Here is a 23,810-nt window from a genome sequence, read left to right as displayed (position 1 = left end):
GCTCGGTCGCGCGGCGACAGGTCGTCCACGTCGCAGGCGCCGTCGGAGCGTCGCAAGCGCACCGACCCGTCCCGGATGGCGGCCTTCGACGTGCTGCGCGAGGTCGACGAGTCGGACGCGTACGCGAACCTGGTGCTGCCCCCGCTGCTGCGCGAGCGGCACATCCGTGGTCGCGACGCCGGCTTCGCGACCGAGCTCACCTACGGCACGCTGCGCCTCCGCGGCCGGTACGACGCCATCCTGTCTTCCTGCGTGGACCGCCCGCTGCCGGGGCTGGACCCGGCGCTGCTGGACGTGCTGCGGCTCGGCGTCCACCAGCTGCTCGGCATGCGCGTGCCCGTGCATGCGGCGGTCTCCGAGACGGTCGGGCTGGCGCGCAACCGCGTGGGGGCAGGACCGGCGCAGATGGTGAACGCGGTGCTGCGCCGGGTGTCGGAGCGCCCGCTCGACGAGTGGCTGTCGATCCTCGAGAAGGAGGCGCCCGACGCCCTGACCGGCCTGGCCGCCACCGAGTCGCACCCGCTGTGGATCGCCCGCGCCATGCGGGAGGCGCTGCTCGGCAACGGGCGCAGCGTGGACGAGATCGGCGACCTGCTGGCCGCGGACAACGTCTCACCGCGCGTGACGCTGGTGGCGCGGCCCGGGCTGGTCGACGTGTCCGACGAGGCCGCCTGGGGCGACGTCGACCTGGTCGCCGGCCGCTGGGCGCCCACCGCGCTGCGGTTGGAAGGGTCGGACCCATCCGGGATTCCCGCGATCCGTGAAGGGCTCGCGGGCGTGCAGGACGAGGGCTCCCAGCTCGTGACGCTCGCTCTTGCCGGGGTGCCCCTGGAGGGCAGCGACCGGCGCTGGCTCGACCTGTGCGCCGGCCCGGGCGGCAAGGCCGCCCTGCTGGCCGCACTGGCCGCCGAACGAGGTGCGACGCTGGTCGCCAACGAGGTGGCTCCGCACCGCGCCCGCCTGGTCGCCAACGCCCTGGCGGCGCTGCCCGACGGCGTGGTCGAGGAGGTCCGGACCGGCGACGGACGTGAGGTCGGCGCCGACGAGCCGGGGGCGTACGACCGCGTGCTCGTCGACGCACCGTGCACCGGCCTGGGCGCGCTGCGCCGTCGGCCGGAGAGCCGGTGGCGGCGGACGCCGTCGGACCTCGCCGCGCTGACCGGGCTGCAGCGCGAGCTGCTCACCTCCGCACTGGACGCCGTGCGGCCCGGGGGAGTGGTGGCGTACGTGACGTGCTCGCCGCACCTCGCCGAGACGCAGCTCGTGGTCTCCGACGTGCTGAAGAAGCGCGCCGACGTCGAGCGGCTGGACACCCCTGCCGCGGTGCGTTCGGTGATGCGTGCGGGTGCCGCGGACGAGATCCCGCTGTCGGACCGCGACGACGTGCAGCTGTGGCCGCACGTGCACGGCACGGACGCGATGCACCTGACGCTGCTGCGGCGCACGGCGTAGGGCCTAGCTCTACTGGCTCGCGAGGTTGTGAACGTCTCGGCGGATCGCATGATGTCCGAGGGTGATCGAGAACAGCGGACACCTCGGGCGGTGTACCTCGCGAATGGCTGGCTCTGCCGTATGCCCATGGTCGTCGACCGCCTCCTCAGTGGTGATGTGCTGCTCGCCACACTTTCGTTGCTTGCGACAACGTAAGAGCGGCATGGTTGGGCCAGCCGGCCCAAGGGGGGTGGTGCAGCGCATGACTTGAGGTGGGGGAGCCGATGCGTCATCGATATCTTGGCGGGGCCTTGTTGGGCACTGCTCTTGTGTTTTCACTTGTCATCTACGGCGTGTGGGTAAGTCCCGAGACTGCCGAGGGCGTCGAAGCAGCCGCGGAGGTCAGAGCTGCTGCGGAGGTCGAAGAGCCCCAGGAGCAGCGGCAGTTGAACGGTGCGTGTACCGACATGACCGTGCCGGAAGAGAATCACGGCTCGATCCGGCTCCGCGTCGATCATCCCGCGAGCGAAGAGGAGGTCGCGGTCGACGAACGGGGCGAGATCGCGATCAATGGCATCCTGCACAAGCACGCGACGATGGTTGGCGTCTCGGACGAAGAGGTGACGGCGTCGGACTTCACGTTTGGCCCACCGCCGGAGGGCGAGGCGGCCTGGTCGCAGTCCTGGTCCACGACTCTGCGCCCGCCACACCTGGGCGAGAACACGATCTGTGCCCGCGCCGAGCGCGACCCCAAGCGATCCGCGAGGGTTCTTCGCGACTTCACGGTGGTCGACCTGATCCCACCGAGCGACGTGCCCGGCCTTGCCGTGGGTGACGTCAGCTCGACCGGTGCCACCGTGACGTGGGGCGCCGCGTCTGACAATTACGGCCTTGCTGGATACGAGGTCACCGTCGATGGCGGAAGTCCGGAGCGGTCTACCGTCGACACGCGCTCGTACACGATCACGGGGCTGGAACCGTCCACCTCCCACACGGTGTCGGTGGTGGCCATCGACCTGGCTGGCAACATTTCGACAACGCCGGCCACAGTGTCCTTCACCACTGAGGCGTCATCGCCACCGCCGCCGTCTGATGGTGATCTCACCTTCGAGGTGGAGGAAGGCGGTGCCAACGCATTCTGGGACGCGGATGATCCCGCGGACGCCAGCTACCGCGTGTTCCTCAACGAGCGGTCGTACGAGAGCTTCGACCGGGACCAGTTCTGCGAGGACGAGAACGGCGATCCTGCGATCCCTTGCACGACGCAGGACGTGATCGGTTATCCGATCGCACCCCTTGAGGAGGGAACCCTCTATGTGGTCCGGGTCGAAGTGCTGGGGGAAGATGGCGCCCTGGAGCGGACCATGCGGGGCTCGTTCACTACGACGACCAGCGAGGAGGTAGTGCCCCCGAAGATGAGGGCGCTCATCGCTACGGAAGGTTCGCGATGCGCGGCAATGGGCGGCGCCTTCTACGTCGCGCCTGACGCGCGTGCCGGCGTGTCCCTGCCGACGGGTAGCAGCGAGGTGTTCGCGGGCTGCCACACCGTTCAGGACAGCTCGTGCCTTGACGCCTTTATACCCTTGTCCGGCGACCAGATCGTTGAGTGCGTGGACGACCTGACCGGTGTCCTTCGCGCGCTTGCTCCTCCTGGGGGAGGCCCGGTGATCTCGTCGCTCGACGACGCTGAAAACGTGGGTACGAGTTCGGTTCAGGTCGAGTCGGTCAGCTGGTGCCATGACGGTGCATGCGCCCTGGTGCTCGCACCCGTAGCGCAAGTGGCAGCCGTTGTGGACGTGGCACCCAGGCCCGTGCTGGTACGAACAGTCGTCGTCGCTGCATCGGCCATCGGTGTTTCGGCCGCGGCCGTGGGCGGCGCCGCCGCTCTCGGAGTCCTTCTGGCGCTCCTCTTCGAGGAAGAACTCGGCACTGCCGGCCTTCTCGAGTATCCCATCGACGCCTCGACAGACTTCGAAGCCTTTGACAACTGGGGGCTGTCGAATGGCGAGTTCTACAATAGCCTGCAGATGTACGGCGAAGTAATAAAGACCACGAACCAGATAGCTAGGCGGGACAATCTCTCCTTCGGGTGGGCAAGCGCCAATGACGTGGCGCTGAAGAGGATGATCGACATCGCGTGCTCCGTGCAGCAGGGCGGTAATGGTGCGACTTTTGACGGGTGCAAGTCGGAGTTCGCCGTTTACGTCCCCGGCGCTAAGAACTACACGGGCGCGTCCATGCCTAAGACCGGAGAGCATATTGTCAATGCCATGTTCAATACTGGCTCAACGTGGCCCGTTGAGCGGTATCAGTGGCACTACCCGGCACGAAGCATAGGTGGAAGCAAGGCTAAAGCAGAGGGCTACAACCATAAGTGGTTCAACCTTGTGAAGTTTCGGCCGAATCCTTGCGATCCTAAACCTTTTGGAGACGTGTGTGATGAGTTCCCCTTCTGGGCTACGGACCAGGCTGTCGACCTTTCGGGCATCACGGCTTCTCGTCAAATTGTTCCGAAAGGAGAGGAGACTTCTCAGGGAACTGACATCAATGGCTTCTTTAAGAAGTGCGCGGTGGGTAACGATGAGAAATTTATTGTGCTGCCGATAGAGCACTGGGTTACTGCAGGAGGGCCCAGTTTCGGCTTCCGTGTCACTAACAACGGGACGAGTTCTTGTCTGATCCCCTAGCGAGATGGCCGTTCGGCTGATGTCGCGGTTCGGGTGTCTGAACCGGACTGGGTCTGATGCAAGCACGATGACTCCGTCTTCGAGTTGAGTCGTCCCTCCATCAGGCCCAGGCCGGCGCAGCGGTCGCCCAAGCGCTCCCGCTGCGGTGTCACTAGGCTCGCAGCGCCGCCGCCACACTCGTCCGAGCGGCCCAGCCCGCCGGGAGGAGCGCACCCAGCACCGCGAGGACCACGCCGCTCGCCGCGAGGGCGACGAGCTCGGCCGGCCGGAACGCGTCCAGCACGGATGTGGGGAGGCCCGACTGTGCGGCGTCGCCCATGGCGGGCATCACTGTCGAGTGCAGGGCGGTACCTGCCGGGACCGCCAGGAGCCCCGCGGCAAGGCCGACCAGCACCGTCGACACGACGACCATGGTCCGGACCTGCCGCGGCGTCATGCCGAGCGACTTGAGCACGCCGAGCGCTGTGACCGCGCACAGCGCGGTGGCGAGCAGGGCGATCAGGCCGGTCATGATGGCGACCGTGCTGTTCTCCTGCTCGTCCGCGGTGATCGCTGGACGAGCCGAAGTGTCCGAGAGCGCCAACGCCGTGCGGTACGCCCCGGGAGCGCCACACCCGCGGGGTGGTGCGTACCGAACCGCCGTCCTCCCTCGTGGTCGAGGTGACCAACGACGAACCGATCCTGACCAAGCTCGACCTGCGGGACCGGGTCCAGGTCGTGGTCGCCTACGAGAGCGGGCTGGTCACACCGAGTGGCTGACGGACCGTCACACGCCCGCCGGCGGCCACACCCCGATGATCACTGCCATCACCAGGATCGTGACCAGCTCGTGCGCCAGGTTCAGCGTCGTGAGTGCGGCCGGGCGGCCCTCGAACGCGTCGTGCGTGATGATGCGGGCGGCCGTGAACCCGATCCACAGCAGGACCGCGGTCACGATCGCTGCCGTGACGAAGCTGCCCTGGTAGAACTCCCACGAGATGTAGACGGCTCCGGCGAGCACCCAGGCCGTCAGGAAGCTGACGATGACCGTCACGACGATGGGCCAGATCCCTGCGGCCCTCGCGGCCTGGGGGTCCACCTTCGCCAGGCGCATCCAGCGGTTGCCGAACGCCTTGGGCGTGTACCAGATCGAACCCACGACCAGCGTGGACAGCGTGGCCAGGATCACCGCCCAGTAGTTCACCTCGGGGATCATCGTTGCTCCCTGCCTGTCGGTGGCGCGAAGAATGGGGCCCTACGCTGGCATCATGGCAGCACTCATCGCCCCCAGCATCCTGTCCGCCGACTTCGCGAACCTCGAGCGCGACCTGGGCCGGATCGCCTCCGCCGACTACGCGCACGTCGACGTCATGGACAACCACTTCGTGCCGAACCTGACGCTGGGGCTGCCGATCTTCGAGCGGCTCGCGAAAGTGTCGCCGGTCCCGCTCGACGCGCACCTCATGATCGAGGACCCCGACCGGTGGGCGCCCGGGTTCGCGGAGGCCGGGGCGGCGTCGGTCACCTTCCACGCGGAGGCGGCGCAGGCACCCGTCCGCCTGGCCCGCGAGCTGCACCGCCTGGGGGCGCGGGCGGGGGTGGCGCTGCGGCCGGCGACGCCCGTGGAGCCCTACCTCGACCTGCTCGCCGAGGTCGACATGATCCTCGTGATGACTGTCGAGCCGGGGTTCGGCGGGCAGTCGTTCATCGAGGGCACGCTCCCGAAGATCCGGCGCGCCCGGCAGGCCGTCAGCGAGTCCGGGCTCGACGTGTGGATCCAGGTCGACGGGGGAGTGTCCCGGGACACGATCGAGAGGGCAGCCGACGCCGGAGCGAACGTCTTCGTCGCGGGCTCGGCGGTGTACGGGGCAGAGGACATCCCGGCCGAGATCGCCGCGCTCCGCGAGCTGGCGAGCAAGCACACCCACTGACGGCGGGCCGGTTCGCGCTGGACAGGCCGGAGGAAGGTCCGCTTCCACCACGCGATCCGGCATGCATTCCGGTCCGGAACCATGCCGGATCGCGTTCTCGAAGTGGACCATAGTTTGCATGCGTAAAAAAGTGTGCCAAGCGCCGCACGACGCCCCACGTCGTGCGCAAACCTCACCAGCAACCCTGACGCGGGGAGCTCGGCTCGTACTTTTGCCCGATCCGGCGGCCCAACCGGCCCTCGTACCATGAGGCCGTGTCCGCCATCCGCTCGGTCTGGGACGAACCGCGGCCCGCCGACCCACCGGTGCGGGTGTGGCGGGACTGGGTGCTCGTCGGCCTGGTCATGGCCGGCGCCGTGATCGAGGGGTTCGCACGGCCGGACGTCTCGGGGCGCTGGCTGGAGGTCGCCACCGTCGTCGTACTCGCTCCGACCCTGCTGTGGCGCCGTACGCACCCGCTGCTGATGGTCACGATCGCGTTCGTCGCCTCGACCGTGCCTGCGCTGATCCTGGACCGGGAGCTGGACCTCGCCAGCAACGTGTTCATGCTGGTCCTGCCGTACGCGCTGTTCCGGTGGGGGAGCGGGCGTGCCATGGTGCTCGGCGCGGCCCTGGTCTTCGCGAAGGTGGGCGCCAACGCCGCGCTCGGTTTCCTCACGCTCTCGGACGTCGGCGTGGGCGCCCTCATCCTCGGCGCGGCCTTCTCGCTCGGCCTGGCGTTCCGCTACCGCGCCGGAGTGCGTCGGCGGGAGCGGGAGAAGGTGGTGCTGCTCGAACGGGAGCGCCTGGCACGGGAGCTGCACGACGTCGTCGGGCACCACGTCTCGGCAGTGGCCGTCCGTGCGCAGGCCGGGCTCGCGATGTCCCGCACCGATCCCGACGCCGCGGCCGACGCGCTGCGGGTCATCGAGGGCGAGGCCACCCGCGCCCTGGCCGAGATGCGCACCCTGGTCCGCGTCCTCCGCTCAGACGAGCGCGCCGACGAGCACCCCGATGAGCCCGACGCGGAGGGCGCGACAACCGAGCTCGCCCCCGGCCCCACCATCGCCGACGTCGAACGCCTTGCCGACACCGGGCCGCCACCCGTCGAGGTCGTCCTGGAGGGCGACCCCGCACGCGTCCCAGCGGCTGTCGGCGCCGCGGTGCACCGCGTCGCCCAGGAGTCGGTGACCAACGCCCGCCGCCACGCCCGTCACGCCACCCGGATCACCGTCCGCGTCACCGTCGCCGGCAAGGACGTCCGGCTCCAGGTGACCGACGACGGGGACGCGCCGGCACGTCCGGCTCGCGACGGGTTCGGGCTGGCCGGGATGCGTGAACGCGCCGCGCTGCTCGGCGGCACGCTGGAGGCGGGGCTGCGTACGGGTGCGGATACAGGCACAGGGCTGGGACCCAACGGAGAACAACCAGCCGCGCGCGGCTGGACCGTCGAAGCAGTCCTCCCGCTGTCGGGGGCGCCGCGAGCGCCCCGGGCGGGCCGGCCGGCATGACCGGAGAGAACGTCGAGAACATCAGGGTGCTCGTCGCGGACGACCAGGAGATCGTCCGCACCGGCCTCACCATGATCCTGAGCTCGGAGCCCGGTATCGAGGTGGTCGGCCAGGCGGCCGACGGCCGCGCGGCGGTCGAGCTCGCGCGGCGGCTGCGCCCGGACGTCAGCCTGCTCGACATCCGCATGCCTCACGTCGACGGCATCGAGGCGACCCGGTTGCTCTCCGGCCCGGACGTCGCGGACCCGCTCGCCGTCGTCGTGATCACGACGTTCGACCTGGACGAGTACGTCTACGCGGCGCTGCGCGCGGGAGCGCGGGGGTTCCTGCTCAAGGATGCCGGTCCCGCGCTCCTGGCCCAGGCCGTCCGGGCCGCTGCGACCGGGGACGCGCTCATCGCGCCGAGCGTCACCACGCGCCTGCTGCGGGCGTTCGCCGACGCCGGGCCCACCGGCGTACCGGCCCAGCCCCTGGACCCGCTGACGGTGCGTGAGGAGGAAGTCCTGCTGGCCGTGGCGCGCGGGCGGACCAACACCGAGATCGCGCGCGAGCTGTTCGTCACGCTCAGCACGGTGAAGTCGCACGTCGCGAACCTGATGACCAAGCTGGGGGCGCGCAACCGGGTCGAGGTCGCGCTCTGGGCGTACGACACGGGTCGGGTTCGGCCCGGGCGCTCCTGACCTGGCTACGGTCCCGGTTCTCGTCGCGGCCCAGGTCTCGTACTTTCGGCCAGGACGAGACCGGTCCACGGGCCCATGACCAGCCCGCACCCGGCCGGGCACGCTCGGCACATGACAACCTCCAAGGCGATGATCAAGCCCGTCGGCCGCCGCGAGTGGCTCGCACCAGCGGGGCTGCTCCTCCTGTCGGCCGTCCCGGCCCTCGCCGGCTCCGTGCGGCTCGCCGAGCTGGCCTCCGACCCGGTGGTCACCGCGGAGAACGCGCGCTTCGTGACCCAGCCGCTGCCCGTCGTCGTGCACATCGTCTGCGTGATGACGTTCAGCATGCTCGGTGCGTTCCAGTTCGTGCCGAGCCTGCGCCGGCGTCGCTGGCACCGGCTGGCCGGACGAGTCCTTGCCCCGGCGGGACTGGGCGTCGCGCTGACCGGCCTCTGGATGACCGCGTTCTACGACCTGCCGGCCCACGACAACATGGTCGTCAACGCGGCGCGCTACGTGGTCGGCACGGCGATGGCCGCGTCGATCGTCCTGGGCGTGCGGGCGGCGCTGCGGCGCGACTTCGTGAACCATCCGGCGTGGATGATGCGGGCCTACGCACTGGCGATGGGCGCCGGGACGCAGGCGCTGCTGCTCGGGCCGTACACGGCGATCGTCGGGACCATGAGCACGGTGGCCTACACGACCGGGATGGTCGCGGCGTGGGTCATCAACGTGGCCTTCGCCGAGTGGCTGATCCGGCGTCGCAGGGTGGGAGGCATGGCTCGGCGCCGGGTGTGACGCAGACCATGCCTGACGGCGCCCCGGGTTGTGGCATGCTGACTGGCAGCAGTACGCACACACGTGCTCCGGGGTCGGTGTAATTCCGAGCCGGCGGTTACAGTCCGCGACCCGCGTTCCTCCGCGAGGAGGGCCGGTTGATCTGGTGGAACTCCAGGACCGACGGTGAAAGTCCGGATGGGAGGAACACGTGCGGCGCCGCCGTCCCCTGGGCGTGTGACGCCGTGACGTCGTGCGCGCGGGCGGGGCCTTCGTGGCCCTCGGTCCGCGTACCGTCGTCCAACCCCCGGAGCGCCGAAGCTCGGGGAGGACGGCATGAACCAGGCACCGCACGTCAGCGCTGCGGCGTACGTGGGAGCACCCACCGGACCGCGCGCGGTCGAGCCCGCCATGCGCCGCGCCCTCGCGCTGGCCGAGCTGGGCCCGGCGCACGGACCGAACCCGCGCGTCGGCTGCGTGCTCCTGGACCCGGGCGGCCGCACGGTCGGCGAGGGCTTCCATCGCGGAGCGGGCACGCCGCACGCCGAGGTGGCGGCCTTGGCCCACGCCCGTTCGCGAGGCATCGACCCGCGGGGCACGACGGCGGTCGTGACGCTCGAACCGTGCGCCCACCAGGGCCGCACCGGGCCCTGCGCCGATGCCCTGGTCGACGCGGGCGTCGCCGCCGTGTACGTGGCGGTCAGCGACCCGAACCCGGTGGCGACGGGGGGCGCGGCCAGGCTCCGTGCCGCCGGCGTCGGGGTGACCACGGGCGTGCTCGCGGACGAGGGCGAGAAGCTGCTCCGGATGTGGCTGCACGCGGTCCGCACCGGCCGCCCGTACGTCACCCTCAAGCTCGCGACCAGCCTCGACGGCCGGGTCGCTGCCGCGGACGGCACGAGCCGCTGGATCACCGGCGCGCGGGCACGCGCGCACGCCCACACGATCCGCGCACAGGTCGACGCGATCGCCGTCGGCTCCGGGACCGTCCTTGCCGACGACCCGTCCCTCACCGCGCGCACGGCGGACGGCGGCCTCTTCGAGCACCAGCCGCTGCGGGTGGTGCTCGGCCGCCGCCCCATACCCGACGACGCCCGTCTGCGCGGGCCCGGCGGGCCACTGCTGCACCTGGCCGGGGACGACCTCGACGCCGCGCTCAGGGCGCTCGGCCTCCGGGAGGTGCGCCACCTGCTCGTGGAGGGCGGCCCCACTCTGGCGACGGCCCTGCTGGCCGCCGACGCCGTGGACGAGCTCCACGCCTACGTCGCGCCGGTGCTGCTCGGCGCGGGAGCCACCGCCGTCGGCGACCTCGGCGTCACCACCATCGGCGAGGCCGCACGGTTCGCCACCCATGAAGTGACCCGGCTGGGCGACGACGTGCTCATGGTCGCGCGCCGCGCCCGGCCCGCCCAGCCCGTCCAGGCCACCCAGCCCGCCGACTCTGCCCAGACCGGTCGGCCCACCCACCAGCCCACCCAGGAGGAGATCTGATGTTCACGGGAATCGTTGAGGAGCTCGGCTCCGTCGTCGCGCTCGACCGGCCGGGCGGCGACGCCGGGGCCGGCGCTGCGACCGGCACCTCGCCCGACGCCGTCCTGACCGTCGCCGGCCCGCTCGCGACGTCGGACGCCCGTCCCGGCGACTCGATAGCCGTCGACGGCGTGTGCCTGACCGTCACGTCGGTGGCGGACGGCGCGTTCGTCGCGGAGGTGATGCCGGAGACCCTGAGCCGCACGTCGCTCGGTGGCCTCCTCCCGGGCGCACGGGTGAACCTGGAGCGTGCCCTGCCCGCGAACGGACGGCTGGGCGGGCACGTGGTCCAGGGGCACGTCGACGGCGTCGCGACGCTGGTGCGGCGCACGCCCGGGCCGCGCTGGGACGACCTCGAGCTCGCCGCGCCCGCCGCCCTGACGCGGTACGTCGCCGAGAAGGGTTCCGTGGCCCTGTCCGGGGTCTCGCTCACCGTGACCTGGGTGTCGGACGACGGCTTCGGGGTGTCGCTCATCCCGACCACGCTCGCCGCGACGACGCTCGGCGGCCTCACCCCGGGCGACGTCGTCAACGTCGAGGTCGACGTGCTCGCGAAGTATGTCGAACGGCTCATGGTTACCGGGACGACGGCGCCGGCCGCGGCCGGTACGGACGCGACCGACCCGGTGACCGTCCTGACGAACGGGGCCGCCCGATGAGCGCGGACAGCACGGTGAGCACCGCGAGCGCCGCGGGGACGGACGTTGTCGCAACGGACGCGATCGACACCGACGCGATGGAGACCGGCCTGGTGGACACCGGCGCGATGAAGACCGGCCTCGTGGAGCGGGCGTTCGCCGAGCTCGCCGCCGGCCGCCCGGTCCTGGTGGCGGACGACGAGGGCCGGGAGAACGAGGTGGACGTGATCTTCGCCGCGAGCGCCGCGTCGGCTGAGTGGGTGGCGTGGGCGGTGCGGCATTCGTCGGGGTATCTGTGCGCGCCGATGCCGGGGTATCGGGCGGATGCGCTTGAGCTGCCGTTGATGGTGGAGCGGAGTGAGGATCCGCGGGGTACGGCGTACACGGTGTCGGTGGATGCGGCGGTGGGTGTGACGACCGGGATCTCTGCGGCGGACCGGGCGCGGACGTTGCGGGTGCTGGGTGACCCGGCGTCGGGTGCGCGGGACCTGATCCGGCCGGGACATGTGCTGCCGTTGCGGGCTCGGCCGGGTGGGGTGCTGGAGCGTGCGGGGCACACGGAGGCCGCGGTGGACCTGGTGCGGCTCGCGGGTGGTGTCGGCGGGGATCTGGGTGAGGTGGGTGCGATCGCCGAGCTGGTGCGGGATGACGGTGCGGTGATGCGTCTGGCCGAGGCGCGGGTGCTGGCGCAGGAGGCGGGGCTGGTGGTGCTGACGGTGGCCGATCTGGTGGCGTGGCGTCTGGTGTACGACCCTGTGCCGTTGGACAGCCTGACGCCGTTGGACAGCCCGGCGCCGCTCGCCGGTACGCCGGACCAGCCCGCCGGGTCCGACGGCGTCCTGCCCGCCCGGGTGCACCGGGTCGCGGAGGCGTCGCTGCCGACGCGGTACGGCGACTTCCGGGTGGTGGCGTACCGGGATCTGCTCTCGGATGCGGAGCACCTCGCGCTGATGCCGGCACGGCTGTCCGGCCCGCGGCGGGAGGCGCCGGTACCTGCGTCGGCGCACGGCAGGCTGGTGCGGGTGCACTCGGAGTGCCTGACGGGCGACGCGCTGGGCTCCCTGCGGTGCGACTGCGGTCCGCAGCTGGAGGCGTCGCTGCGGGCGGTGGCCGCGGAGGGTGGTGCCGTGGTGTACCTGCGGGGGCACGAGGGCCGGGGGATCGGCCTGGCGGCGAAGATCCAGGCGTACGCGCTGCAGGACACCGGCCGGGACACGGTCCAGGCGAACGAGGACCTGGGGCTGCCGGTGGACGCGCGGGAGTACGGCGCGGCGTCGGCGATCCTGGCGGACCTCGGGCTGGACGGGGTGACCCTGCTGACGAACAACCCGGAGAAGGTGACGGGCCTGCGTGAGGCGGGTACGGACGTCGTCGGGCGGCGGGGGCTGGTGGTGGGGCGCGGTCTGCACAACCACCGGTACCTGGAGACCAAGCGGGCGGTGCTCGGGCACCGCATCGACCGGCTGGACGTCGGTGAGCTGGACAGAGCTGAGCTGGACCGAGCTGAGCTGGACCTGAAGGAGCTGGACAACCAGCTGGACCTGAACCAGGACGAGGGAGCGTGCGCATGAGCGGGGCTGGAGCACCGAAGGTGACCGTCGACGGTACGGGGCTGCGCGTGGTCGTGGTCGCGGCGAGCTGGCACGAGCAGGTGATGGACGGGCTGCTGGCCGGTGCCCGGCGGGCGCTGGCGGAGTCGGGGGCGGCCTGGACGGAGGTGCGGGTGCCGGGCTCGTTCGAGCTGCCGGTGGCGGCGGCACGCGCCGCCGCGATGGGAGCGGACGCCGTCGTGGCGCTGGGGGTCGTGATCCGGGGCGGGACGCCGCACTTCGAGTACGTGTGCTCGGCGGCGACGTCGGGCCTGACGGACGTAAGCGTGCGCACCGGGGTCCCGGTCGGGTTCGGCGTGCTGACGTGCGACGACGAGGCGCAGGCGCTGGACCGTGCGGGGCTGGCGGGCTCCCGGGAGGACAAGGGTGCGGAGGCGGTGGAGGCCGCGGTCGCGACGGCGGTGACGCTGCGCGGCCTGGTGCCGGCCTGACCCCTGCAAGAACGGGCGACTCGGCCACATTGACGAGGTATGAGAACCTCACCTGCTCGACGGCCGGCATCAGCGCTGGTCTCAACCCTCGCCCTGGCCATGGTGGCCGGGGTCGCGGGATGCGCGTCCGCGAACCCGTCCGGAAACCCCGGCGGGAGCGGCGACCCGTCCGGGAGCCCGGTGACGACGACCGACCCCATGGCGGAAGAGCCGCTGGGGTCGCCCGGCGTAGCGTGCGTGGACTGGGTCTTCTTCGAGACCCCGCTCGAGGCGGCGGCCGACGCCGGCGCGGTGCTCCGGGGGACCGTGGTCGAGCAGGACGGTACGGAGCAGGTGTTCGGCGTCGACTCCAACCGCTGGGTGTTCGACGTCGAGGAGGTGCTCGAGCGGCCCGACCCGCCCCGGGGCGGGTTCGAGCCGCCGCCCGAGCTCGTGGTCTCGGCGGGGGAGCGGATCGCCGTCGTCTCGACGCCGGAGACGTGCAGCGGCGACAACCCGTATCCCGAGGGGGACCCGCTGGACCCGGCCACCGGTCGCGGCGCCGCGGACGGCACGGTCATCGTCCTGCTGTCCGGTGCCGACGACGCCGAGGATGGCAGCTCGAGTCCCCGCCTGATCACGCCGTATCAGGGCGTCCTGACCCCCACGGCGGACAGCACGCTGCCGAAGAAGTGGCCCGCACCATAGCGCGACATAACCACACCGTGGACGGCGGCGGGTCGGGCTCCCGGGCCCCGACTAGGCTGAGCCCGTGAAGACCTTCGAGACCCTGTTCGCCGAGCTGACCGAGAAGGCCGAGTCCCGTCCCGCGGGTTCCGGCACCGTGGCCCAGCTGGACGCCGGCGTCCATGCGATCGGCAAGAAGGTCGTGGAGGAGGCCGCCGAGGTGTGGATGGCGGCCGAGTACCAGTCGGACAGCGAGACCGCGGAGGAGATCTCGCAGCTCCTGTACCACCTGCAGGTCCTGATGGTCGCCAAGGGACTGACCCTCGAGGACGTGTACACGCATCTGTAGCGGGGTTGCGGGTCTCGACAAGCTCGACCAGCAGTTGTCGAGCCCGTCGAGACCCGGACCTCGCACTCAGACCCGTCGTACACCCCAGAGAGGAACCAACCACATGCTGCGCATCGCCGTCCCCAACAAGGGTGCCCTGTCCGCGCCCGCCTCCGAGATGCTGCGCGAGGCGGGCTACCGTCAGCGCCGCGACACCCGTGAGCTCGTGCTCGCCGACCCCGAGAACGACGTCGAGTTCTTCTTCCTGCGCCCCCGCGACGTAGCGGTCTACGTGGGCACCGGCACGGTCGACGTCGGCATCACCGGCCGCGACCTGATGCTCGACTCCGGCGCGGACGCCGTCGAGCACCTCGGCCTGGGGTTCGCCCGCTCCACGTTCCGGTACGCGGCACCCGCCGGACCCGGCCTGAGCGACCCGGTCACCCAGGTCAGCGACATCGCCGGGCGGCGCGTGGCGTCGTCGTACACCACGCTCGTGGCCCAGCACCTGGCGAAGCAGGGCATCGAGCCCGCGGCGATCGTGCACCTGGACGGCGCGGTGGAGTCCAGCGTGCGGCTCGGCGTCGCCGACGTCATCGCCGACGTCGTGGAGACCGGCACCACCCTGCGGGCCGCGGGCCTGGAAGTGTTCGGCGACCCGATCCTGCGTTCCGAGGCCGTGCTGATCCGGCAGTCCGAGGCCGAACAGCCCGCAGGCCTGGACATCCTGACCCGCCGCCTGGAGGGCGTGATCACCGCCCGCGAGTACGTCCTCATGGACTACGTGGTCCCCGCGGACCGCCTCGAGGAGGCCGTGGCGATCACACCCGGCAAGGAGTCCCCCACGGTCTCGCTGCAGCACCACAGCGACGCCCGCGCCGTGCGGGTCATGGTCCCGCGCAGCGCCACCAACCGGATCATGGACGCGCTGTACGACGTCGGGGCGCGCGCCATCATCGTGACCTCCATCCACGCCTCCCGGATGTAAGCCCCATGGGTGCGGACACGAGCCGGAGCGCCACCGGCCACGGCCGGAGCGACGACCGCTTCCGTACCTTTCGCGGCCGCTTCGGCACGCCGACGGCGTACGGGCTCGCGCTGCTGTCCGCGGGCGGGTGCACGTTCGTCGCGCTGGCCGCGACCGGCGACGGCGCGGACACCGCCAACCGGATAGCGATCATCGTCTTCGGGCTGCTGGGCGCCGTGATCGCCTGGCGGTTCGGCGCCGTGCGGGCGATCCCGGACCCGACCGGGCTCACCGTCGTCAACTACGCCACGACCCGCCGCCTGGCCTGGGCCGAGATCATCACCGTCCGGTTCGGGCCCAACGACCCCTGGGTGCACCTCGACCTGGCCGACGGCGACGTGCTCGCCGTCATGGGCATCCAGCGCGCCGACGGCGAGCACGGCATGGCCGAGGCCCGCCGCCTGGTGGCGCTCATCTCCGAGCTGGGCGAGGCCCCGGAACCCGGCCCCCCTTCGCCGAAGTAGAACTCTGGCGAGATAGAACTCTGGCGAGATAGAACTGCAGCAGGTGCAGTTCTACTTCGCCAGAGTTCTATCTCGCCCTGGTTCTACCTCGAGGGCCGCGCGTCAGCGGCTGCTGCGGGCCTCCCAGTGGGCCGGGCCACGGCCACGCGGGCCGCGCTCGCCGTCAGGGCGGCGGTGGTCGCCACCCGTGCGCGGAGCCCGGTCCCGGTCGCCGCCGGTACGTGCCGGACCGCGGTCCAGCGTGATGCGCAGCGGCTTGCCGGCCACACGGGCGCGGGCCAGGCGGTCGAGCGCGTCGTTGTCCAGCGGCGCGATGATGTCCACCAGCGAGAAGCTGCCGAAGATGTCGATCTTGCCGACATCAGCCCCCGTGATGCCACCCTCGCCGGTCAGCGCACCGACGATCCCGCCCGGCTGCACGCCGTGCGTGTGCCCGACGGCGATGCGGTACCGCGTGCCGCGGGCCGGACGGCGGATGCCGCGCTCGGCGTCGGCGCGGCCGCGCGGGGAACGGTCACCCGTCCGGTCGTGCCGGTCGCCGTCTCGCGTGGTGCGCCGGGCCGCGGCGGACTTGGCCTCGGCACGCTCGCGCTCGTACTCCTCCTGCTCCGCACGGGCACGCGGGCCGTCGTCGCCGACGGCGAGCGCCGCCATGGCGGCAGCGATCTCGACCGCGTCGGTGCCGGTCTCCTGCGCGTACTCGCGGATCATCTCGGTGTACATCTCGAGGCGGCCGGCCTCGCGCCGGGCCTCGACCTTGCCGAGCGCGCGCTTGACCTGGTGGGCCGACACGTCCCGGGGGGAGGGGATCTCCACCTCTTCGAGCTGGGCGCGGATGGTGCGCTCGATGCTGCGCAGCTTGCCGCGCTCGTGCGGCGTGACGAACGTGAGCGCCTCGCCCGTACGGCCGGCGCGGCCGGTACGGCCGATGCGGTGCACGTACGCCTCGGGCTCGCCGGGGACGTCGAAGTTCACGACCAGGCCGATGCGGTCCACGTCGAGGCCACGGGCGGCGACGTCGGTCGCGACGAGCACGTCGAGGGCGCCGGAGCGGAGCCGCTCGACGATCTTCTCGCGCTCCTTCTGCGCCACGTCACCGGAGATGGTGGCGGCTGAGATGCCCTTCTCGATGAGGGCGGAGCCCACGTCCTCGGCGGCACCACGGGTGCGGGTGAAGACGATCGCGGCGTCGGCGTCGGACGTCGACAGGACGCGAGCGAGCGAGCCGACCTTGTGGCGGAACGGCACCACGGCGTACGTCTGGCGCACGGCCGTGACGGTGGAGGCCTGCCGCGTGACGGCGATCTGCACGGGGTCGGTCATGTGGTGGTCGGCGACCTTGCGGATGGCCGGGGGCATGGTCGCGGAGAAGAGGGCGACCTGGCGCTTGGTGGGTGCCTGGCCGAAGATCTCCTCGACGTCCTCGGCGAAGCCCATGCGGAGCATCTCGTCGGCCTCGTCGAGGACGAGGAAGCGGATGTCGTCGAGCTTGAGGGCGCCGCGGTCGAGGTGGTCCTTGATGCGGCCGGGGGTGCCGACGACGACGTGGACGCCGTCGCGCAGGGCGCGCTGCTGGGGGATGTAGGGGGCGCCGCCGTAGACGGGCAGGACGCGGACGTCGTCGAGGTGGGACGCGAACGACTCGATGGCGTCGGCAACCTGCATGGCGAGCTCGCGGGTGGGTGCCAGGACAAGGGCCTGCACCTTGCGCAGCTTCGGGTCGACGGCGGCGAGCAGCGGCAGGCCGAACGCGGCGGTCTTGCCGGTACCGGTCTGGGCGACGCCGGTGATGTCCCGGCCGGCCAGCAGCTCGGGGATCGCGCGGGCCTGGATGGCCGACGGCGTCACGAAGCCGAGCGCGTCGACCGCGGCCATGAGCGGCGCGGGCAGGTTGAGGCTCGCGAACGTCGGGCCGGTGGGCTCGAGCGCCGGGGCCGGCTCGGCGACCTCGGGGGTGACCTCCGCGGAGGCAGTGGCCTCAGAGATCGTGGCCTCAGAAGTGGTGGCGACCTCGGGGGCCGTCCGGTCGCCGGAGTCGGCGGTGACCAGCTCGATGTCCTGCTCAGCAGGCGCGATCAGGTCATGGGTGTCGATAGACATGCAGTGATGCACCGTTCGTCGTCGTGAGGGAGTCAGGGCCGAGGTGAGGACCCTCGCGTCGCTTGCTCCCGAAACACCTTCCCCGCAACCGAGGCTGCGGGCCTGTCTCGCACTTTGCGTGCACACACGGGAAGACGACGAACTCCAAGGGGATGTGGCACCACCCTATCGGCTGCGAGCGCCTTCAGCACAGAGGCAGGGAGCGTGACTTGCAGCACGCGGGTGATGTCGTGCGTGGTGAGACCGGTTGACGGGTGGTCGGACGGCGAGGTCAGGGCGGTTCCGCGGCACGGCCGGCACCGGGTTGGCGGTCGGGTTGGCGGCACGGCAGGGGCCGGGTTGACACTGGGTTGTGGGGGACGCTCGGCGCGGCGTGCCGTGCGTATACGCAACGGTCGCCCCGTAGTATGGCGGCCGAGACGAACCGGCGTGAGCAAGGGCGGTGTGCGTGTCCACTGGAGCGGAGATGAGCTCCCGGGTCCTGACCGTGCCCAACATGATCAGCCTGGTGCGGCTGGCGCTCGTGCCGGTCTTCGCCGTCCTGATCGTGGTAGGCGAGGACGGTTGGGCGCTGCTGGTGCTCGCGGTCTCCGGCGTGTCGGACTGGCTGGACGGTGTGCTGGCCCGTCGGCTGAACCAGGTGACGCGCCTGGGGCAGATGCTGGATCCGTTCGCGGACCGTCTCTTCATCTTCGTGACGCTGATCGGCCTGGCCTGGCGCGAGGTGGTGCCGCTGTGGCTGGTGATCGCGATCGTGGCGCGTGACGTGCTGCTGGCGGTGACGGTGCCGATCCTGGCTCGTCGGGGGTACGGGACGCTGAACGTGACGCTGGTCGGCAAGGTCGCGACGTTCGCCCTCCTGTACGCGTTCCCGCTGCTGCTGCTCGCGGAGGTGCCCGGCTGGGTCGGCGCCGGTGCGCACGTGGTGGGCTGGGCGTTCACCTGGTGGGGCGTGGGCCTGTACTGGCTGGCCGGGCTGCAGTACGTGGCGCAGGTGCGCAAGCTGGCGGCGGCGGCATGACCGCGCCGGGACCGGCGGCGGGTGCTACGCAGGGCACGAGATCACAGGGCACAAGATCACAGGGCACGGAAGCGCCGGACACAGGATCACCGGGCACGACGTCGGGGCGGCGTCCCGACGAGTCGATGACGCTCCTGCGCGAGGTGACCGACCGCCCGCTGGACCCGGGGTACGCGCAGATGGCGCAGCGTCGTGCGGAGGCGGGGGAGAAGTCGGCACGCCGCGCGCCGAGCCTGGTCGTGTTGTTGCTGGTGGCGGCCCTGCTCGGTACGGCGACGACGGTGGCGGTGCGGGAGCTGCGAGCGCCGCAGCCCTCGGTCGCCAAGGGCCGTACGGTGCTGATGGAGCAGATCCAGGAGCGTAGTGCCGAGGTGGAGGCCCTGTCGGAGCGTTCGGCGGAGCTGGGTGCGGAGGTGGACGGTCTGCAGAGTGGTGGGCTGTTGCCGTCGGCGTTGCTGGAGGTGAACCGGCTGGACCGGCTGGTCAACGGTGCCGTCCCGGTGCGGGGTCCGGGCATGGTGGTGAAGCTGACGGACGGTTCGGGCGGTGGTCTGGTCGAGCCGGGTGATGCGCCGGCGGAGTCGCGGGTACGGGACGCGGACGTGCAGTTCGTCGTCAACGAGCTGTGGGCGGCGGGCGCGGAGGCGGTGGCGGTGAACGACGAGCGGCTGACGTCGTTGTCGGCGATCCGGAACGCGGGTGACGCGATCCTGGTGGACCTGCAGCCGTTGAACGGTCCGACGTACACGATCGAGGCCGTGGGTGACCCGGACGAGATGCAGGTGGAGTTCGCGCGGTCGGCGGGGCTGGGGTTCCTGCAGCTGTTGAGCGCGGAGTACGACATCCAGAACGAGGTGACCACGAGCGAGGGGATGTACCTGCCGGGTGCGCGCTCCCCGACGCTGCGGTCGGCGCACACCACTCCGTCCGGGGATCCAGGACCCGGGCACACGACATCCGGGGAAACGCCGTCCGGGAACACAACAGAGGACCGCTCCGAGGAGGACAACGGATGATCGCGATCGTCGGGCTCGTGATCGGTGTGGTGGCCGGCCTGGTGCTGGAGCCCACCGTCCCGCTGATGCTGCAGCCTTATCTGCCGATCGCGGTGGTGGCCGCGCTGGACGCCCTGTTCGGGGGGCTGCGCGCGATGCTCGACGGGCTGTTCGACGACAAGGTGTTCCTCGTGTCGTTCCTGTCGAACGTGCTGGTGGCCGCGTTCATCGTGTTCCTCGGTGACCAGCTCGGTGTGGGCGGGCAGCTGTCCACGGCTGTCGTGGTGGTGCTCGGGATCCGGATCTTCTCGAATGCCGCCTCGATCCGCCGGCACATCTTCAAGGCGTGAGGGCGCTCAGTTCCCGGACGGCGGTCCGTAGAGCTGCGCGGGGTCAGCCGAGAGAGCTGCCTTGACGAAGCGGCTGGAGTCGTCGACCAGCACCTCGATGGCCCCGGCTTGGACGCCGTCCAGGCTGGCTCGTGCGACATCGACCGGGTCGATCTTCGGGGCATCGCGTCCCGCCATCATGTCGGTGTCGGCGGCACCCAGGTGCACCCCCTGGACGAGGATGTTCTGAGCCGCGAGCTCGACGCGCACGCCGTTGGTCATGTTCCACTCGGCGGCCTTCGCCACGGAGTAGGACCCCGACCCTTGAGGGGTGGCGACCCATGACAGCACGGACAGGACGTTCACGATCGCTCCTGTTCCGTTGGAGGCGAGGTGTGGAGCGAAGGCGCGGATGACCCGGAGCGTACCGAACAGGTGAGTTTCCAGGTCCTGCCGGACCTCGTCCAGGTCGTCGGTCAGAAGCTGCGCTCCGGTCGCGATTCCCGCGTTGTTGACCAGCAGCGTGACGTCCTGCGCAGCCGCGGCGGCAGCCGCGATCGATCTCTCGTCCAGCAAGTCCAGGCGTAACGGCGTGACCCGCGGGTCGGACGCGTCGATCAGCTCCGGGCGGCGAGCGGCGGCGTAGACCGTCTTGGCTCCCCGAGCCAGCAGCTCGTCGACGAAGCGCCGACCGATTCCGCGATTGGCACCGGTCACGAGAGCGGTGGATCCGGCAATGTCCATGATGATTCCCTCCGTGGGGAGGTCTCCGCCTCCCTCGCGCCGCTTACGCTAGGACTTGACGTTGACGTCAAGGGCAAGTCCCGACGGGCGGCACCACGTGTGAAAGGAGTCACGATGCGCATCGGGGAGCTGGCCGACAAGGCCGGAGTCAGCACGCGCGCCCTGCGTTACTACGAGGAGCAGGGCCTGCTGCGTTCCCAGCGCACGTCCAGCAGTCAACGCGTCTACGAGGAGTCGGCCGCGGATCGTGTACGGCTCATCCAGGAGCTCTACCAGGCCGGCCTCGGAAGTCGTCTGATCGTGACCCTCCTGCCCGCCATCGATGCCGGCGAGGTCGGGCCGGAGCTGTTGACTCGCCTGCTCGACGAGCGTGCCCAGATCGAAGCGAAGGCCGCCGTCCTGCAGGATGCGGGACGGCGACTCGACATGCTGATCCGTCTCGCTACGCACCCGGACGGGCAGTCATGCCCGTCCTCGCTCGACCAGGCTGTGGCTCAGGACTCCGTCTCGCCCTGATGCTCGGCGGCGAGCGCGTCGGTGAGCAGCGCCACGAGAGCTTCGAGCTGAACGTCCGTGGATGACGCGACGTCGTCGTCGCCCGCCCCGTCCAGTGCCCTGGCGGCCAGCCCGGACTTGCTGTCGATCAGCTCGGCGATCGTGGAGTCGATGGTCTGGGCGGCGATAATCCGCCAAGCGGTGACGGGCTCGGCCTGGCCGATCCGGTGGATCCGGTCGATGGCCTGCGTCTGCTCGGCGGCGGTCCAGGACAGCTCGGCCAGCACCAGGTTGGAGGCCACCTGAAGGTTGAGCCCCACTCCGGCGGCCATCAGGGAGCACACCACGATCGACACGTCGGGGTCGTTGACGAAGGCGGCGAGGTTCTTCTCGCGCACCTTGGGCGTCTGGTCGCCGCGGATCGAGGCGTAGCCGATGCCGCGATCGGCGAAGGTCTGCTCGGCCTGATCCATCACGTCGACGTGCTTGGCGAAGAACACCACCTTGCCGACGTTGCGGGCCAGCTGCGCGGCGTAGTCGGCGGCCAGCCCGGCCTTGGCCTGGCCGATCCGGCGGACCATCGTGAACACGTTCTCGCCACCGGCCCGAGAGCTCGAGTCCTTCAGCTCCGCCGCCGCCACCCGGCGCGCGAGGTCGAGGTCGACCCCGTCCACGACGACGTCGTCGGCGCGCGCCTCCACGGCGGACCGGTAGCGACCGACCAGACGGCGGGCGAGCGCGGCCTCGGCGGCACGGATCGAGCGGCCCACCGCGCCATCGAGCTCGACCGGCAGGTCCGCCACCCGGCGGGCGGGGATGTCGGCGACCACGTCGACCTTGCGGCGGCGCACGATGCCCATGTCGATCACGCTGGCCCGGGCGGCGGCGTAGAACCCCGGGTCGGCCGGGGTGAGCTCGGTGCCCTCGAGGGCGGTCAGCAGCGCGGCGACCGGCTTGGTGTCGTCGATCCACCCGAGGAACTGCCAGATTGCTCGGAAGTCCTCGATGTCGTTGATCAGCGGGGTGCCGGTGAGCGCCATCAGGAGCGGCCGGGCGGTCCGGGCGCGGATTCGCTCGGAGACGGCCAGCACGTGTTGGGATCGCTGGGAGCTCTTGTTCTTGATGAAGTGCGCCTCGTCGACGACCATGCCGCGGAACCCGAGGTCACCGAGCCAGCCGACGTGCCGGTCCAGGAGCTCGTAGTTCACGATCACGACGTCCGCGAACCCGTCGACCCGCTCGCCGTCGCCATGGACCACCGTCGGCCGACGCCGCGGCGTCCACATCCCTACCTCGTGCGCCCAGTTCGTCTTCACCACGTTGGGCACCACGACCAGCAGCGGGTAGGCGTCGGCCACCTCGGCGGCCAGCAGTGCCTGGGCGGTCTTGCCGAGCCCGGGCTCGTCGGCGAGCAGGAAGGTGCGATGCCCGCGGGCCGCGGCCTCGACGACCTGCGCCTGGTGCGGCATCAGCTCCCGGCCGTGGGGAGCGGACACCGGGCGGGCCTCGGGCAGCGGCATGCAGGCGGTCGCGCCGGGGCCGGCGTACTCGAAGGAACGGAAGAGCGGCTCGAGCAGCTCCCAGCCGGCCAGTCGGCGGGCCCGCGGAGCCAGCCGCTCGGCCGCGGCCTCGAAGTCCGGGGCGAGGAACGGGTTCGCCAGCTGGCGCGAGATCACCGAGCGGGGCACCACCCGCTTCTCAGCACCGGGCACTGGCGCGGCCGGCGCGGCCGGCGGGGGCTCCTCGGGCGGCTCCAGTCCGCCGGCGCGCATCACGGTCGCCATGAAGGCGCGGGCCGCGTCGGAGACGCGGGCATCCTCGGCGAGCAGCTCGAGCAGCGACGTGTCCCGGGCAGCGATCCTTGCGAGCAGCGTCGCCACCTCGTCGAGCCGCTTGAGCTGCTTGGCCCGCTGGGACTCTGTCAGGGCGCCGTCGACCCTTACGCGGGCCCGCTCCTGCCGCATGAGCAGCGCGACGACCTGGAACTTCGTGCGCACCGCGGCGCGCGTCGGCGGTCGCCGCACGGCGCCGTCGACCTCGCGAGTCACCTCCGCGAGCACCGGGATGATCCCTTGCTCGGCGGGTCGCGGGGCGCGACGGCGCTGGGCGCCGGACCCTGTCCGCGCGCGACCGGACCGGCGTTGGCCTGGTCGTGCCACATCTCCTCCTTCGCTGCATCTGTACCGCGACTGCGGCGCAGAGCTCCCTGCCACGCCCGCGGCCGGCCCCAGGACCGGTCGAACGTCGGACGACCGCCCCGTGAGGCAGGCAGCCCGGGCCAGGGCGCTCCGATCGGCTGCTGGGTCACCGCGCAGCGTCTCCGCTCGCGCCGCCCGCGGCCCGGCCCTCACGCCGATGGTGACACGCCGCCGGGTGTCTCCGTGAATCCACCGCGGGGCACGGGCGTTGCCCTGCTTGATCTCCGGAGAACCTGGAGTCTACCGCCGGACACGTCCGCCATGGTGAGGGCGGCCGCGC

At 71.4% G+C, this 23,810-nt stretch carries 23 protein-coding genes, 1 pseudogene and 1 riboswitch; of the genes and pseudogenes, 19 read left to right on the top strand and 5 right to left on the bottom strand.

The window, feature by feature from the left end:
* Positions 1-75 precede the first annotated feature (75 nt).
* Positions 76-1,452, top strand: a complete 1,377-nt coding sequence (locus IE250_RS19765) for an RsmB/NOP family class I SAM-dependent RNA methyltransferase (RefSeq protein ID WP_229872627.1) — start codon at positions 76-78, stop codon at positions 1,450-1,452.
* Positions 1,453-1,760: 308 nt separating this feature from the next.
* Positions 1,761-4,118, top strand: coding sequence for a fibronectin type III domain-containing protein (locus IE250_RS19760; protein WP_229872601.1), 2,358 nt, complete (start codon positions 1,761-1,763; stop codon positions 4,116-4,118).
* 151 nt (positions 4,119-4,269) lie between these two features.
* Here the strand turns inward: IE250_RS19760 and IE250_RS19755 are convergent, their stop codons facing one another.
* A complete protein-coding gene (locus tag IE250_RS19755; RefSeq protein WP_189671005.1) occupies positions 4,270-4,629 on the bottom strand; it encodes an FtsX-like permease family protein in 360 nt (119 codons plus the stop codon).
* A gap of 167 nt (positions 4,630-4,796) precedes the next feature.
* Between IE250_RS19755 and IE250_RS25085 the strand changes: the two are divergent.
* Positions 4,797-4,877 (top strand): annotated as a pseudogene (locus IE250_RS25085) (DNA-binding response regulator); the annotation flags it as partial.
* 7 nt (positions 4,878-4,884) lie between these two features.
* On the opposite strand, the gene IE250_RS19745 reads toward IE250_RS25085, so the two are convergent.
* A complete protein-coding gene (locus IE250_RS19745) occupies positions 4,885-5,313 on the bottom strand; it encodes a DUF1761 domain-containing protein (protein ID WP_189671004.1) in 429 nt (142 codons plus the stop codon).
* A 52-nt stretch (positions 5,314-5,365) separates the two neighbouring features.
* On the opposite strand from IE250_RS19745, the gene rpe reads away from it, so the two are divergent.
* The 12 genes from rpe to IE250_RS19685 all read left to right on the top strand — a co-directional run bounded on the left by rpe (position 5,366) and on the right by IE250_RS19685 (position 15,648).
* Positions 5,366-6,028 carry a ribulose-phosphate 3-epimerase gene (gene rpe, locus IE250_RS19740; RefSeq protein WP_189671003.1) on the top strand — a complete coding sequence of 221 codons (663 nt, stop codon included), beginning with the start codon at positions 5,366-5,368 and terminating at the stop codon, positions 6,026-6,028.
* A gap of 254 nt (positions 6,029-6,282) precedes the next feature.
* Entirely contained in the window at positions 6,283-7,518 is a 1,236-nt protein-coding gene (locus tag IE250_RS19735; RefSeq protein ID WP_229872599.1) for a sensor histidine kinase, read from the top strand.
* Entirely contained in the window at positions 7,515-8,198 is a 684-nt protein-coding gene (locus IE250_RS19730) for a response regulator (RefSeq protein ID WP_189671002.1), read from the top strand. Before IE250_RS19735 ends, IE250_RS19730 begins: the two co-directional genes overlap by 4 nt.
* A 111-nt stretch (positions 8,199-8,309) precedes the next feature.
* Positions 8,310-8,975, top strand: a complete 666-nt coding sequence (locus tag IE250_RS19725) for a DUF2306 domain-containing protein (RefSeq protein ID WP_189671001.1) — start codon at positions 8,310-8,312, stop codon at positions 8,973-8,975.
* A gap of 60 nt (positions 8,976-9,035) precedes the next feature.
* A riboswitch (FMN riboswitch) is annotated at positions 9,036-9,168 on the top strand.
* 122 nt (positions 9,169-9,290) lie between these two features.
* Positions 9,291-10,445, top strand: coding sequence for a bifunctional diaminohydroxyphosphoribosylaminopyrimidine deaminase/5-amino-6-(5-phosphoribosylamino)uracil reductase RibD (gene ribD, locus IE250_RS19720; RefSeq protein ID WP_189671000.1), 1,155 nt, complete (start codon positions 9,291-9,293; stop codon positions 10,443-10,445).
* Positions 10,445-11,143: a riboflavin synthase gene (locus IE250_RS19715; RefSeq protein ID WP_189670999.1), complete on the top strand. Its 699-nt coding sequence runs from the start codon at positions 10,445-10,447 to the stop codon at positions 11,141-11,143. Before ribD ends, IE250_RS19715 begins: the two co-directional genes overlap by 1 nt.
* A gap of 107 nt (positions 11,144-11,250) precedes the next feature.
* Entirely contained in the window at positions 11,251-12,693 is a 1,443-nt protein-coding gene (gene ribA, locus IE250_RS19710; protein WP_189671115.1) for a GTP cyclohydrolase II, read from the top strand.
* Positions 12,690-13,163, top strand: a complete 474-nt coding sequence (ribH, locus tag IE250_RS19705; protein WP_189670998.1) for a 6,7-dimethyl-8-ribityllumazine synthase — start codon at positions 12,690-12,692, stop codon at positions 13,161-13,163. Before ribA ends, ribH begins: the two co-directional genes overlap by 4 nt.
* A 39-nt stretch (positions 13,164-13,202) precedes the next feature.
* Positions 13,203-13,850 (top strand): hypothetical protein, encoded by a 648-nt coding sequence (locus IE250_RS19700; protein WP_189670997.1) that lies wholly within the window; start codon positions 13,203-13,205, stop codon positions 13,848-13,850.
* 64 nt (positions 13,851-13,914) lie between these two features.
* Positions 13,915-14,178 carry a phosphoribosyl-ATP diphosphatase gene (locus tag IE250_RS19695; protein ID WP_189670996.1) on the top strand — a complete coding sequence of 88 codons (264 nt, stop codon included), beginning with the start codon at positions 13,915-13,917 and terminating at the stop codon, positions 14,176-14,178.
* A 103-nt stretch (positions 14,179-14,281) separates the two neighbouring features.
* Positions 14,282-15,145, top strand: coding sequence for an ATP phosphoribosyltransferase (gene hisG / locus IE250_RS19690; RefSeq protein ID WP_189670995.1), 864 nt, complete (start codon positions 14,282-14,284; stop codon positions 15,143-15,145).
* Positions 15,146-15,150: 5 nt separating this feature from the next.
* On the top strand, positions 15,151-15,648 hold the full coding sequence (locus IE250_RS19685; RefSeq protein WP_189670994.1) for a PH domain-containing protein: 498 nt from the start codon (positions 15,151-15,153) through the stop codon (positions 15,646-15,648).
* A 102-nt stretch (positions 15,649-15,750) separates the two neighbouring features.
* On the opposite strand, the gene IE250_RS19680 is transcribed toward IE250_RS19685, so the two are convergent.
* Complete coding sequence (locus IE250_RS19680; protein WP_189670993.1) at positions 15,751-17,748, bottom strand: DEAD/DEAH box helicase; 1,998 nt, start codon at positions 17,746-17,748, stop codon at positions 15,751-15,753.
* Between the two features lie 466 nt (positions 17,749-18,214).
* On the opposite strand from IE250_RS19680, the gene clsA reads away from it, so the two are divergent.
* The 3 genes from clsA to IE250_RS19665 all read left to right on the top strand — a co-directional run bounded on the left by clsA (position 18,215) and on the right by IE250_RS19665 (position 20,114).
* Positions 18,215-18,769, top strand: a complete 555-nt coding sequence (gene clsA / locus IE250_RS19675) for a cardiolipin synthase ClsA (protein ID WP_189670992.1) — start codon at positions 18,215-18,217, stop codon at positions 18,767-18,769.
* Positions 18,770-18,894: 125 nt separating this feature from the next.
* Entirely contained in the window at positions 18,895-19,785 is an 891-nt protein-coding gene (locus tag IE250_RS19670) for a DUF881 domain-containing protein (protein ID WP_189670991.1), read from the top strand.
* Positions 19,782-20,114 carry a small basic family protein gene (locus tag IE250_RS19665; protein WP_189670990.1) on the top strand — a complete coding sequence of 111 codons (333 nt, stop codon included), beginning with the start codon at positions 19,782-19,784 and terminating at the stop codon, positions 20,112-20,114. Before IE250_RS19670 ends, IE250_RS19665 begins: the two co-directional genes overlap by 4 nt.
* Positions 20,115-20,120: 6 nt before the next feature.
* On the opposite strand, the gene IE250_RS19660 is transcribed toward IE250_RS19665, so the two are convergent.
* Complete coding sequence (locus IE250_RS19660; protein WP_189670989.1) at positions 20,121-20,837, bottom strand: SDR family oxidoreductase; 717 nt, start codon at positions 20,835-20,837, stop codon at positions 20,121-20,123.
* A 114-nt stretch (positions 20,838-20,951) separates the two neighbouring features.
* Between IE250_RS19660 and IE250_RS19655 the strand changes: the two genes are divergently transcribed.
* Positions 20,952-21,353 carry a MerR family transcriptional regulator gene (locus tag IE250_RS19655; protein WP_189670988.1) on the top strand — a complete coding sequence of 134 codons (402 nt, stop codon included), beginning with the start codon at positions 20,952-20,954 and terminating at the stop codon, positions 21,351-21,353.
* Here the strand turns inward: IE250_RS19655 and IE250_RS19650 are convergent.
* Entirely contained in the window at positions 21,332-23,491 is a 2,160-nt protein-coding gene (locus IE250_RS19650) for a DEAD/DEAH box helicase (RefSeq protein ID WP_189670987.1), read from the bottom strand. The genes IE250_RS19655 and IE250_RS19650 overlap by 22 nt on opposite strands.
* Between the last annotated feature and the right edge of the window lie 319 nt (positions 23,492-23,810).

It is taken from the genome of Promicromonospora soli, from assembly GCF_014653785.1.
Lineage (GTDB): Bacteria > Actinomycetota > Actinomycetes > Actinomycetales > Cellulomonadaceae > Promicromonospora > Promicromonospora soli.
The sequence above is the reverse complement of the archived record's forward strand: the minus strand, read 5'-3'. Positions and strand labels throughout refer to the sequence as shown.